Genomic DNA, 12,499 nt, shown 5'->3' on the forward strand with positions numbered 1-12,499 from the left:
CGGGCTCGCCGGGCCTACTTGCCCTTGAGCAGCTGGCGCGCCATCACCATGCGCTGGATCTGATTGGTGCCCTCGTAGATCTGGGTGATCTTCGCGTCGCGCATCATTCGCTCGACCGGGTGGTCGACGACGTAACCGGCACCGCCGAGCAACTGGACGGCGTCGGTGGTGACCTCCATCGCGACGTCCGAGGGGTAGCACTTGGCCGCCGCGCCGAAGAACGGCAGGTCGGCGTCGCCGCGCTCGGACTTGGCCGCCGCGACATACACCATCTGACGGGCCGCCTCGAGCTTCATCGCCATGTCGGCGAGCATGAACTGCAGGCCCTGGAAATCGGCGATGGCCTTGCCGAACTGCTTGCGCTCCTTGACGTAGCCGAGCGCGTAGTCGAGCGCGCCCTGCGCGATGCCGACGGCCTGCGCGCCGATCGTGACCCGCGTGTGGTCCAGCGTGCGCAGCGCGATCTTCAGCCCCTCGCCGCGGTCGCCGATCATCCGGTCGGCCGGGATGCGGCAGTTGTCGAAGTGCAGCTCGCGGGTCGGGGAGCCCTTGATGCCGAGCTTGCGCTCCTTCTCCCCGAAATCGAAGCCGGCGTCGGACTTCTCCACCACGAAGGCACTGATGTTGCGACCGCGCTCGCCGTCGGGGTCGGTGACGGCCAGCACCGTGTAGAACTGCGACTCCCCGGCGTTGGTGATCCATGACTTCTGCCCGTTGAGCACGAACTCGTCGCCGTCCTGGGTCGCCCTGCAGCGCATCGAGGCGGTGTCGGAGCCGGCCTCTCGCTCGGACAGGCCGTAGGAGAACATCGCCTCGCCGCGGGCGACCGGCGGGAGGTACTTGTGCTTGATCTCGTCGTTGGCCGCGAGGATGACCGGCATCGAGCCGAGCTTGTTGACCGCCGGGATCAGCGACGACGACGCGCACACCCGTGCGACCTCCTCGATCACGATGCAGGTCGCCAGCGCGTCGGCGCCCACGCCGTCGTACTCCTCGGCGATGTGCGGGGCGTGGAAGTCCGACGCGACCAGCGCGTCCAGTGCCGCGCGCGGGAACTCACTCTTCTGGTCCACCTCGGCGGCGTGCGGCGCGATCTTGTCCTCGGCGACGGCCCGCACGGCTTCCCGCAGCGCCTCGTGGTCCTCGGAGATCTTGAACAGGTCGAAGTCGTTGTCAGCACTCACGGTCGAAATCCTACTCGTCGGTAACAATGGTGCGGGTTCGGCACTCATTCCACCACGAGTCAGCCCAGCACCCACCGCCTGCGGGTCCACAACTGCCACCGCTCGAGCACTTCGGCGCCGAGTGCGGTGTGCAACCGCTCCCCCGCCTCGGTGGCGTTGAAGAGTACCGGGCGCGGTGGCTCGAAGCGGGCCGCGGCGTCCAGGCCGAACTGCACCAGCGACAGGGCGGCGCGACTGCGGCGCCGCGACGGACGCACCCCCATCCCCCACGCGCACAAGGCGCCCGGCCCGATGGTGCCGAGGCCGCAGCCGACCAGTTCGCCGTCGGGGTGGAAGATGCCCCAGCCGCATGTGTCGTCGCGGCTGAGCACCGTCTCGTTGAACAAGGCCCGGCCCAGACTCTCGGGCCCGCCGAACGCGTCCATCACGCAGGCACGCGCGGCCGGTATGTCGTCCAGCGTCAACTCCCGGACGTTCGGATCGCGATCACACCGGTGGGCGTGCTGCCGCATGAACGGCACGTCGCGCACGTGGGACCAGCCGGCCGCGGCGAGCACGTCGGCAGCGACCTCCGCACCGGGCGGCAGGAACACCATGGCCGGGATCCGGTGTCGGGCCACCGCTTCGAGCACTTGCTCGGCCCGGACCGCGGCGTGCGGTCCGCCGAGCATCGCCAGGTTGTAGTCGACATTGTCGATGCCCGAGAACATGCACCAGGCGTCGTCGTCCTGCCAGAACTCCAGGCCGGCCAACGGCCGAGCCGCCCCGCCGAGCGCGTGGCGCAGCCGGCGCAGCTCGTCGGTGTCGGGCGAGGGCGCGTGGCCATCCCGTGTCCGGGCGACAGTCTCGAACGTCGTCGCGACCCGCATCGTGCACCTCCCGCCACCGGACGGCGCAGCCTCCGCACCTGCGCACAGCCGATGTGTAGCAGTTCCCGGTGGTGCCGGCGAGACTATTGCGACGCGGACCGGGGCCTGGCGGTTATCCGTCAGGCCAGCTGCGGAATGATCTCGCGTTCGAAACGCTCGATGGTGCCCAGGTCGTATGCCGCGTCCGGGAAGTAGGTGATCGCGTAGGACAGACCCGCCTGCTGCATCTGCTGCAGCGCCTCGGCGACCTGCTCCGCGGTGCCGACCGTCGCCTGGTCGCGCAGGGAACCTTCCACGTGCGCGGTGGCGTCGGCCTCCGACATACCGCCGGCGACCATCCGTGCGCCGATCGCGCTCAGCTTGTCGTCCAGCTCCGCCGCGTTGTCGGCGATCACCACGTTGGTGTTGCCGGTCAGCGTGATCTCGTCGAAATCGCGGCCGACATCCCGGCAGTGTCCCCGCAGGATCTCGGTCTTGGCCGCGAACTGCTCCGGGTCACCGAAGTAGTTGGTGTAGTCGGCGTACTGGGCCGCGATCTTCAGGGTGACCTTCGGACCGCCGCCGGCCACCCAGATCGGGATCCGGTTCGCGGGGCTCGTGGTCTGCAGCGGCTGCGGGAAGCACAGCGCCCCGTCGACCTGGTAGTGCTTGCCGTCGAGCGTGGCCGAGCCGGTCGTCCACATCTGCCGGAAGATCTCGACGCCTTCCCGGAGGCGGCCCAATCGTTCACCGGCAGAAGGGAATCCGTAACCGTAGGCACGCCATTCGTGCTCGTACCAGCCGCCGCCGATGCCCATCTCGATGCGTCCGCCGCTGATGTGGTCGATCGTCGCGGCGACCTTGGCCAGATAGGTCGGCTCGCGGTAGCTCATGCACGTGCACATCTGCCCGAGCCGCACGCGGGAGGTGATGGCGGCGAACCCGGCCATCAACGACCATGCCTCGTGGGTCGCCTCATGGGACGGTTCCGGTGTGGTGTGGAAGTGGTCGTAGACCCACACCGACTCCCAGGCCGGCTTGCTGTCGGCGTGCCGTACGACGGCGCTCATCACCTCCCAGTGCCGGGCGGGGTCGATGCCCACCAGGTCGTAGCGCCAGCCCTGCGGAATGAACAGTCCGAACTTCATCGACTCTCGTGGTCCTCTCGGGTTGCGGGCCTGCATGCGACAGGCAGCCGGTAGCGTGAGCGCCATGTCAACGCGCACCAGGATCACCGTAGTCGGCACCGGGTACGTCGGGCTGTCGATGGCCGTACTGCTCGTCGGCTTCGCCGACGTGACGGCCTTCTACATCGATGCCGACCGGATCGCGCTGTTGCAACAGCACCGCAGCCCGATCAGCGACCCCGAGATCGAGGACCACCTGGCGCATCGTCAGCTGTCGTTGGACTTCACGCTCGACAAGCAGCAGGCGTATGACGGAGCCGAATTCGTGATCATCGCCACACCCACCGACTACGACCCGGACACCAATTACTTCGACACCTCGACCGTCGAAGGGGTCATCGCCGACGTGGCGCAGCTCAACCCGACCGCGACCATGATCGTGAAGTCCACCATCCCGGTCGGGTTCACCACCGACGTGCGCAAGCGGCTGGGCACCGATAACGTCGTGTTCTCACCAGAGTTCCTGCGCGAGGGCAAGGCCCTCTACGACAACCTGCATCCGTCGCGGATCGTGGTCGGCGAGATCAGCGACCGCGCCCGGCGTTTCGCGGACCTGTTGGTCGTGGCGGCGGAGGACACCGACATACCGGTGCTGTTGACCGAATCGACCGAGGCCGAGGCGATCAAGCTCTTCGCCAACACCTACCTGGCCATGCGGGTCGCCTACTTCAACGAGCTGGACACGTTCGCCTCGCTGCACGGTCTCAACACCCGGCAGATCATCGAGGGCGTCGGCCTCGACCCGCGGATCGGCAAGCACTACAACAATCCGTCGTTCGGTTACGGCGGCTACTGCCTGCCCAAGGACACCAAGCAGTTGCTGGCCAATTACCAGGAAGTGCCGCAGACGCTGATCAGCGCGATCGTCTCGGCCAACACGACCCGCAAGGACTTCGTCGCCCGCGACATCCTGGCGCACGGTCCCAAGGTGGTCGGGATCCACCGGTTGATCATGAAGTCCGGATCGGACAACTTCCGCGCCAGCAGCGTGCAGGGCATCATGAAGCGGATCAAGGCCAAGGGTGTCGAGGTGCTGGTCTACGAACCGGAGCTGGACGCCGAGACGTTCTACGGCTCCCGCGTCACCCACGACCTGACCGAGCTCAAACGCGAGGCCGACCTCATCGTCGCGAACCGGCGCACCGAGGAATTGGCTGATGTCGCCGAAAAGGTCTACACCAGAGACCTGTTCGGCAGCGACAGCTAGTCGCCGGCGACCTCTGCCCGCAGCGCAGCGCCCTTGGCGTGCGCCTGGTCGCGCAGCTCGACCTGGAAGTCGGACATCGCCGACCGCAGCCGCTCGCCCTCGGCACCCGGAGCGCAGGCCAGGATCCGGGCCGCCAGCAGGCCCGCGTTGCGCGCGCCGCCGATCGAGACCGTCGCCACCGGGACACCGGCGGGCATCTGCACGATCGACAACAGCGAGTCCATGCCGTCGAGGTATGCGAGCGGGACCGGCACACCGATCACCGGCAGTGTCGTCACGGAGGCCAGCATCCCGGGCAGATGGGCGGCTCCGCCGGCGCCGGCGATGATCACCCGGATGCCGCGTGCGGCGGCTTGTTCGCCATAGGCGATCATCTCGGCCGGCATGCGGTGCGCGGACACCACGTCGGCTTCGTAGGGGACGCCGAACCCCTCGAGCGCCTCGGCCGCCGCACGCATCACCGGCCAGTCGGAGTCGCTGCCCATCACGATGCCGACAACGGGGGCACTCATTCGGTCACTGTCCCTTCCAGGTAGTCGGCGGCATGCCGGGCACGCGCTCGCAGGTCCTCCAGGTCGTCGCCATACACATTGACGTGCCCGATCTTGCGCCCGGGCCGCACGCCCTTGCCGTAGAGGTGGATCTTCAGGCCCGGGTCACGCGCGAGCAGGTGCCGGTAGGCCGGGTAGAGCTGGTCGTAGTCGCCGCCGAGCACGTTGCCCATCACGGTCCACGTCGCGCGCGGGCCGACGTCCCCGAGCGGCAGGTCGAGCACCGCTCGCAGATGCTGCTCGAATTGCGAGGTCACCGACCCGTCGATGGTCCAGTGACCGCTGTTGTGCGGACGCATCGCCAGCTCGTTGACGACGTATGACGGCGCGCTGCCGTCCGTGCCGGGGATCTCGAAGATCTCGACGGCGAAGACGCCGGTGATGTCCAGCTCACCGGCGAGCCGCAGCGCGGTCTGCGACGCGTCCGCCGCCAGCGAGGGATCGAGGCCGGGCGCGGGCGCCAGCACCTCGGTGCAGATGCCGTCGGTCTGGACGGTCTGCACGATGGGCCAGACCGCGGCCTGGCCCGAGGGGCTGCGGGCGACGAGGACCGCCAGTTCACGACTGAACGGCACACACTCCTCGGCGAGCAACGCGCCGCCCCGTGCGAACCAGTCGGCGGCCTCCGGTGCGGCGTCGATCACCCGCACGCCCTTGCCGTCATACCCGCCGCGTGGCGTCTTGAGCACCACCGGCCAGCCGTGCAGATCACCGAACGCAGCCAGCTCCGCCTCGTCGTGCACCGTCGCCCACGCCGGGCACGGAAGACCCAAGGCGGTCAACCGTTCCCGCATCGCGACCTTGTCCTGGGCGAAGCGCAGCGCTTCGGGTTTGGGGTGCACCGGCACCCCGGTCGCCACCAAGGCCTGCAGCACGTCGGCGGGCACGTGTTCGTGGTCGAAGGTGACCACGTCGCACTCCTTCGCGAACGCCAGCACGTCGTCGATCTCGAGGTGCGAGCCGACCGGCGCCGAGGGCACGACCAGCGCCGCCGCGGCGTCCGGCCCCTCGGACAACACGTTGAGAGTGAGGGACAGATTGACCGCCGGCGGCTGGCACATGCGGGCCAACTGGCCGCCGCCGATGATGCCGACCACAGGGAAGCCGCCCGGAGCACGCCTTGGGGAAGTCACTTGCATACCCTAGCGAGCCCTCACAGCCCATCATCAGGCCCGGACCCGTAGGCTGAAAGACGTGATGGGGGCGAGATTGGTCGAGCTGGTCCGCTCGCTGTGGCGCGAGCTGGCCAAGTTCGGCGTGATCGGCGTCATCAACATCATCATCGACCTGGGTCTGTACAACCTGTTGATTGCCGGACCGATGCCCACCAAGGTGACCACGGCCAAGATCATCAGCGGCACCGTCGCCACCCTGTTCGCCTGGATCGGCAACCGGTACTGGACCTTCCGCCATCGGCGCAACCGGCCGGTGCACCACGAGGTGGTGCTGTTCTTCGTCGTCAACGGCATCGCACTGGCGGTCTCGGTGCTGTGGGTGGCGTTCGCGCACTACGTGCTCGGCCTGAACGGCAGGTTCTGGCTCAACTTCAATGCGATGTTCGGCATCGGCCTGGGCACGATCATCCGCTTCTGGGCCTACAAGCAGTTGGTGTTCCGCAACGAGCCGCTCACCCGGGAGCCGGCCGGTCAGGCAGTGACCGAGCCGTTGCAGGGCGAGCCGCACTGATGCTGCGCTGATCCGGCGGCCGACGCCGGCGGCCGACGCCGGCGGCGTCAGTTGCCGTGTCGTGGCAGCGCCGACGGCGCCGCCTCACCCTCGGACAGGAACAACGCGAAGACCGCCGGCTGCGCGCTGCGCAGTTCCAGTCGGCCGCCGTTGGCGCCGGCCAGGTCACGAGCGAGCGCGAGGCCGAGTCCGGTGCCGCCCGTGGTGACCCGGCGCTTGAAGATGTGCGGGGCGATCGCCGCATCGACGCCCTTGCCCTGATCGCTGACCTCGACGACGACGGAGGGACCGTTGCGGCGGGCCATCACCTCGACCGTGCCGGTGCCGTGCTGAAGGGTGTTCTCCAGCAGGGTGGCCAGGATCTGGGACAGACCGCTGCGGCTGGCGACGACCTGCAGGCCGCGCTCACCGCTCACCTTGACACTGCGGCGGGCGTCGGCGAACGCCGGCTGCCATTCACGCTGCAACTCGGCGATCACCGAGTCCAGCGAGATCGTCGGCAGTGGACCGGAGGGCGTCTCTCGCGCCCGCTGCAGCAACTTGTCGACGACGGTGGTCAGCCGCTCGACCTGGGCGATGCCGACAGTCGCCTCCTCGTGGATCTGGTCGATGTCGTCACTGATCGAGATCTCGTCCAGCCGCATCAGCAGCGCCGTCAACGGGGTGCGCAGCTGGTGACTGGCGTCGGAGGCGAACTCGCGCTCAGCCGCCAGCGTCGCCGTCAGTTCGGCCGCCCGGCCCTCGAAAACCTGTGAGATCCGGTCGATCTCATCGATGCCGCTACGCAGTGGCTCGAAGATGACCGGACCGTCCTCGGCCCGCTCAGCGCGCCGGGTGAGCTCCTCGACCGGTCCCGCAGTGCTGTCCGCCTCCCGGCGGTTCAGCCACCACACCAGGGCGGCGCCGAGCGCGGCACAGACCACCAGGACCACGCGGTGCCACCACGCGGACACCAGCACCAGCGCGGGGATCAGGACGAGCAGCACCGCCGGTGCGGCGATGCGGGGACCGGCCCGCAGCAGCCTGGCGCGCAAGGCGGGCTAACTTCCGCCGGTGGGTTCGAAACGGAAACCCACGCCGCGCACGGTGGTGATGAAGCGGGGCCGGGTGGCGTCGTCGCCGAGCTTGCGGCGCAGCACGGACACGTGCATGTCGAGCGTCTTGGTCGAACCGAGCCAGGCGGTCTCCCAGATCTCGTGCATCAGCTGCTCGCGGGACACGACCTTGCCCTGCTCGCGGACGAGCACCCGCAGGAGCTCGAATTCCTTTGCCGTCAGCTGCAACTCGTTGTCCCCGACGAACGCGCGCCGTGCCTCGGCGTCCAGCCGCACCAGGGGTGCTGCCTCGGCCTCCTCGGGCGGGGTACGCCGCAGCAGCGCACGGGCGCGCGCCAGCAGCTCCGCCAGGCGGAACGGCTTGGTGACGTAGTCGTCGGCGCCGGCGTCGAGCCCGACGACGGTGTCGACCTCGTCGGCGCGGGCGGTCAGGATCAACACCGGCACGGAACTGCCGGAGTTGCGCAGCCGGCGACATACCTCGAGACCGTCGATCGACGGCAGGCCCAGGTCCAGGATCACCAGGTCCGGCCCGCTCTGGGCGCCATCCAACGCGGCCAGCCCGTCCTCACGGACGTCGACGGTGTATCCCTCGCGCCGCAGCGCACGGGCGAGCGGCTCAGAAATTGCGGGATCGTCCTCGGCCAGTAAGACACGGGTCATGGTGGCGATAGTAGTTCTCCTGGACGCCTGGATAGGACCCACGAGGTGATTTGTCCGATTCCGGGCAGGTGGATCGCCTCTCGCGCGACCGCTCTGACGTTGGCGTGTGCGCTCAGCGCGGCGGCCACATCCGAGTCGGCGAGCACGGTGCCGGGCTCGGCCGCGCCGGACAGGCGACTCGCCCGATTGACCGTGTTGCCGTAGACGTCACCGAGTCGGGCCAGCACCCGTCCGGTCGCCAGCCCGACGCGCATGCGCGGGATGAGATCGTCGGCCGCAGCCTGATCGATCAGGTCGAAGGCGATCGCCGTCGCACCCTCGACGGTCGTGTGCGAGAAGAGCACCTCGTCACCGACCGTCTTGACAACGGCCCCGCCGTGCACCGCGACGATGTCGGAAGCCAGCGACTCGAATCGCTGCACCAATGCGGCCAGTTCACGTTCGCCCAGCTGCCGGGTGAGCTGGGTGAAGTTGACCAGGTCGGCGAAGCCGATGGTCCGGATCACGCCGATGTGCGACTCCGGCTCGGAGTCGGCGATCATCCGCGAGATCGCGACGGCCAGCTTGCGGCGCCATACATAACTGATCAACGGGGTCAGTTCGCCAGCAACGTCGACGGCCCGCTCGGCCGCCAGCCGCGCGACCCTGCTGTCCACCCCCATGCCGTCGTGACCGGTGACCATGTCGGTGATGACCTGCAGGGACCACATGGCCAGTCGATCGGTCGACCGGCCGACGGCGCGGGCCAGCCCGAGCACGGTCTCCTCGTCGAGTTCGCCGTCGCGGACGGTGCGGGCGACCGCTCGCACGGCTTCGCGGTCGGTCTCGCTGAAGACCACGTCCTCGTCGCGGGCGCTGGCGAAACCCAGCGCACGCCACAGCCGGCCGGTCTGCTCGGCGGTGACGCCCGCTCCCTTGGCGATGTCCGCCCGGCGCAGGGAACGCGGCGCCCCGAGCAGGCGTTCCTCCAGGGCGTCGACGAAGGCCGCCCGGTCCTGCGGGTCGGGCTCGGGCAGCAGATCCCGCTCCCCCGGCCGGATGTGTATGACGTCCCCGACCGCGTGCGGGACGGGTCCCTCGGGGGTGTCGACCACCAGCCGGCCCATGTCGTCGATGTCGAGCGCGGCACCGGTGATCGATTCGTCACCGGACAGTTCGACCCGCACCTGCTGGCCGACCGTGACACAGGCAGCGCGGTAGGCGCCGTCCTCTCCCGGGCCATTCCATTCCTGTTGCACCTGTGCCAGTTGCCGAAGGACCGCAACGATGAGGTCTTCGCAGCGGACGTCATACCCGATGAGGTGCAGGGAGGTAGCGGTTTCGACCGGCAGCTCGTGCGCCGCCTGGTGCACGTTGATGCCGATGCCGACGACCACGCTGGGTTCGGCACCGCCGGTGGCCTGGCACAGGATGCCGGCCAGCTTGGCCCACTGGGTGCGCGCGTCGGGCCGGGCGAGCACGTCGTTGGGCCATTTCAGGCCGATCGAGGCGCCGGTGAGGTCGCGGACCGCACGGCGTACGGCGACGCCGACAAGCAGCGGGACCCACCCCCACCGAGTGGCGTCGTGCGGGAGCGGCAGGGTTGCCGACAGCGCGCTCGACGTGCCTGCCGGTGCTTCCCAGGTGCGGTCCAGCCGGCCGCGGCCGGCGACCTGGTTGTCGGTCACCAGTGCGCGCCACGGCCGCGGACTGCGCAGGAGTTCGTCGTTGGTGGAGGCCACCTGCGGGCTGACGTCGACATCACGCCACGGGTTCCCCGGTATGTCGCGGAGCCGGTCGTTGATCTCGGACCGATCCAGGAAGTGGCTCACGTCACCCAGGCTAGTCGCCGTGTTCCCCGGGCCCGTCACGCCGTCGCTGTCCGCGTCGTCCCCGCGAAGCGGCTCGGATGTGCGCTGAGGACGTCCGGCCGTTAGCCTGGAGGCCGAACGGGAGTAGTCCCTCGACCGGATGTCGACATACTGGCGGTGCGCCGCCCGGTGTCCGGGGTCACCGACCGTGACCGGACGAGACGTTCGAACCATGCCAGCTACCCGCTGCCGGTTCGACGTGCTCGTCCTTTTTTTGTGCCCGGCACGGCGGATCGGCCCCGAAGCCAAGGATCCCCGTGCTCGACCTCGGAATCATCGTCACCGTCTTCGCTCTCGCCTTCGTGGCCGAGTTGCCCGACAAGAGCGCCGTCGCCGGTCTCGTGCTCGGCACGCGCTTCCCGTGGCCGTGGGTGTTCACCGGCATCGCGGCCGCGTTCCTCACCCACGTCGTGATCGCCGTCAGCGCCGGCCAGCTGCTGCGCCTGCTGCCCGGCCAGGTGCTCGAAGCCGTCGTGGCAGCACTGTTCCTGCTCGGTGCCTGGCTGATCTGGCGGGAAGGCGCCCATCAGGACGAGGTCGAGGCCGAAGGTGAGGCAGAGAGCGCCGACGCCATGTCCGGCACGTTCGACGGTGCCGGCTTCCTCAAGGTCGCTTCCCTCGGCTACGGCGTCATCTTCGTCGCCGAGTGGGGTGACCTCACCCAGATCCTCACCGCCAACCTGGCGGCGAAATACCACGACCCGTTGTCAGTGGGCATCGGCGCCACGCTCGGCCTGTGGCTGGTCGCGCTGCTCGCCATCCTCGGTGGCCGCACCTTGCTGAAGTTCCTACCGATCGTGTGGATCACCCGGGTGGCGGCCGTCGTCATGGTCGTGCTCGGTGTGGCCAGTGCGGTGTCGGCGATCCGCGGCTGAGGAGGCTCAACGCCGTCCTCGATGCCCGCAGCCAGCCGTGCAGACCGCACCATGGTCGATGATGAGCACGTGTCTGTCGCCAGGGAAAGCACCGAAGAGTCGCTGACGGACGTGGTGAACCGCATCGGTGAGGTCTTCGCCGTCTTCGATGCCCGCACCCAGGACTCCGGCCACATCTCGTACGGCATCCGGGACGTGTCCGGGCGCCGTTGGTTCGTCAAGACGCCTGGGCTCGACGCCCCGAACTCCGGCGGTGCCGGGCGGGCAGAGCGTTCAGCTGCGCTCGAGCGGTCAGCTGCCGTGTGCACGGCGGTGGTGCATCCGGCGCTCATTCCGATGGAGCGGATGGTCGATACCGCAGAGGGCGTCCTGCTGGTGTCGGAGTGGTTCGGCGGCGAATTGCTTCGCGCACCAGCGCAACTGCGTGATGACCCCGATCAGGCGTTCAACCGGTTCAAGGCATTGCCGGTGCGCGAAATCATCGCGGCGCTCGATTCCGTGATCGATGTGCACGTGAGACTCGACGACGCCGGTTGGGTGGTCGGCGACTTCTACGACGGATGTCTCATGTACGACTTCCGATCGCGCACCGTCAAGGTGATGGATTTCGAGTGTTATCAGCACGGCTCGTACGTCAACCGGGTGGGCAGGCTACCGGGGTCGACGCGGTTCATGGCACCTGAGGAACTGACGGCGGGCGCGACCGTTGACGCCCGGACGACGGTGTTCAACCTGGCTCGGATGGTCCAGATCTTCCTGCTCGAGCGACACCCCGATCACCCGGCCTGCGAGATCGCCACTGCCGCAACACATCACGACCCGTCGGAGCGACCGGCGTCCGTGGCCGGCTTTCGGCAGGTGTGGAGGGAGGCGGCCGACGTCGCCGGCTAGCAGCGGCGGCCGCCACATCACGCACGCTCAGAATGGTGGGGGTGGCTCGGGGAATTCGATGCGGACCTCGCCGCGGTGGCGGAAGAGGTGCACCCGTCCGGGCGGCTTGGGGCGTGTCTGCGGATCCGTCTGCGGATCCGGCGGCGGGCTGGTGTCATGGATCAGTCGTAGGTCGGCCAGGTCGGTGAACACGTTGGGGACGACGTCGTGTTCGCGGCACAACGCCAACCGGATCCCGACCTGTTGCTCGGCCGCGCTCACCACCGGTGCCGCCTGGTCATCGGGACGATGATGGTCGAAAGGCGTCGTCCGCAGACGTCGGGTCAGCGTCTGCCAGCTGATCGACCCGTCCCGGTGCTGTCGACTTCGCCAGAACCGGCCCGTCTTCGCATTGTGGTGCCCGCGATGCATCACGTGCACATTGTCCGGATGCGTCGCACCCTCACCGGGTTCACCCGCTGCGGGGTCGTAGTCGGTGTCGTGATCCAGATCGCACTCCGCG

12 protein-coding genes and 1 pseudogene are annotated in these 12,499 nt (G+C 68.7%); 4 read left to right on the forward strand and 9 right to left on the reverse strand.

Annotated elements, in window-relative coordinates:
• Positions 1-14: 14 nt before the first annotated feature.
• The 3 genes from ACTHL4_RS17000 to ACTHL4_RS17010 form a co-directional block, all read right to left on the reverse strand.
• Positions 15-1,184 (reverse strand): acyl-CoA dehydrogenase family protein, encoded by a 1,170-nt coding sequence (locus tag ACTHL4_RS17000; protein ID WP_440283952.1) that lies wholly within the window; start codon positions 1,182-1,184, stop codon positions 15-17.
• A 59-nt stretch (positions 1,185-1,243) separates the two neighbouring features.
• Positions 1,244-2,053: a hypothetical protein gene (locus ACTHL4_RS17005; protein WP_440283953.1), complete on the reverse strand. Its 810-nt coding sequence runs from the start codon at positions 2,051-2,053 to the stop codon at positions 1,244-1,246.
• Positions 2,054-2,172: 119 nt separating this feature from the next.
• On the reverse strand, positions 2,173-3,180 hold the full coding sequence (locus ACTHL4_RS17010; RefSeq protein WP_440283954.1) for an LLM class F420-dependent oxidoreductase: 1,008 nt from the start codon (positions 3,178-3,180) through the stop codon (positions 2,173-2,175).
• A gap of 64 nt (positions 3,181-3,244) precedes the next feature.
• Between ACTHL4_RS17010 and ACTHL4_RS17015 the strand changes: the two genes are divergently transcribed.
• On the forward strand, positions 3,245-4,426 hold the full coding sequence (locus ACTHL4_RS17015) for a nucleotide sugar dehydrogenase (RefSeq protein WP_440283955.1): 1,182 nt from the start codon (positions 3,245-3,247) through the stop codon (positions 4,424-4,426).
• Here ACTHL4_RS17015 and purE read toward each other — a convergent pair.
• Together purE and ACTHL4_RS17025 are read right to left on the reverse strand one after the other, a co-directional pair.
• Positions 4,423-4,938 carry a 5-(carboxyamino)imidazole ribonucleotide mutase gene (gene purE / locus ACTHL4_RS17020; protein WP_440283956.1) on the reverse strand — a complete coding sequence of 172 codons (516 nt, stop codon included), beginning with the start codon at positions 4,936-4,938 and terminating at the stop codon, positions 4,423-4,425. The two genes, ACTHL4_RS17015 and purE, sit on opposite strands and share 4 nt — an antisense overlap.
• Positions 4,935-6,116: a 5-(carboxyamino)imidazole ribonucleotide synthase gene (locus ACTHL4_RS17025; protein ID WP_440283957.1), complete on the reverse strand. Its 1,182-nt coding sequence runs from the start codon at positions 6,114-6,116 to the stop codon at positions 4,935-4,937. The genes purE and ACTHL4_RS17025 overlap by 4 nt, the downstream gene beginning before the upstream one ends.
• Before the next feature lie 58 nt (positions 6,117-6,174).
• On the opposite strand from ACTHL4_RS17025, the gene ACTHL4_RS17030 reads away from it, so the two are divergent.
• A complete protein-coding gene (locus tag ACTHL4_RS17030; protein WP_440283964.1) occupies positions 6,175-6,663 on the forward strand; it encodes a GtrA family protein in 489 nt (162 codons plus the stop codon).
• Positions 6,664-6,710: 47 nt separating this feature from the next.
• On the opposite strand, the gene ACTHL4_RS17035 is transcribed toward ACTHL4_RS17030, so the two are convergent.
• From ACTHL4_RS17035 to ACTHL4_RS17045, 3 genes are read right to left on the reverse strand one after another with little or no spacing between them, the layout of a single operon-like run.
• A complete protein-coding gene (locus ACTHL4_RS17035) occupies positions 6,711-7,697 on the reverse strand; it encodes a sensor histidine kinase (RefSeq protein WP_440283958.1) in 987 nt (328 codons plus the stop codon).
• Between the two features lie 6 nt (positions 7,698-7,703).
• The gene (locus ACTHL4_RS17040; RefSeq protein WP_440283959.1) at positions 7,704-8,381 is read right to left on the reverse strand and encodes a response regulator transcription factor; all 678 of its coding nucleotides are present in this window, start codon (positions 8,379-8,381) and stop codon (positions 7,704-7,706) included.
• Complete coding sequence (locus ACTHL4_RS17045) at positions 8,378-10,192, reverse strand: biotin--[acetyl-CoA-carboxylase] ligase (RefSeq protein ID WP_440283960.1); 1,815 nt, start codon at positions 10,190-10,192, stop codon at positions 8,378-8,380. The genes ACTHL4_RS17040 and ACTHL4_RS17045 overlap by 4 nt, the downstream gene beginning before the upstream one ends.
• A gap of 296 nt (positions 10,193-10,488) precedes the next feature.
• Between ACTHL4_RS17045 and ACTHL4_RS17050 the strand changes: the two genes are divergently transcribed.
• Both ACTHL4_RS17050 and ACTHL4_RS17055 read left to right on the forward strand, forming a co-directional pair.
• Entirely contained in the window at positions 10,489-11,106 is a 618-nt protein-coding gene (locus ACTHL4_RS17050; protein WP_440283961.1) for a TMEM165/GDT1 family protein, read from the forward strand.
• A gap of 312 nt (positions 11,107-11,418) precedes the next feature.
• Positions 11,419-11,997: a hypothetical protein gene (locus ACTHL4_RS17055; protein WP_440283962.1), complete on the forward strand. Its 579-nt coding sequence runs from the start codon at positions 11,419-11,421 to the stop codon at positions 11,995-11,997.
• 27 nt (positions 11,998-12,024) lie between these two features.
• On the opposite strand, the pseudogene ACTHL4_RS17060 reads toward ACTHL4_RS17055, so the two are convergent.
• Positions 12,025-12,499: pseudogene (locus ACTHL4_RS17060) on the reverse strand (hypothetical protein); the annotation flags it as partial.

This window comes from Flexivirga sp. (assembly GCF_051955415.1).
Classification (GTDB): domain Bacteria; phylum Actinomycetota; class Actinomycetes; order Actinomycetales; family Dermatophilaceae; genus Flexivirga.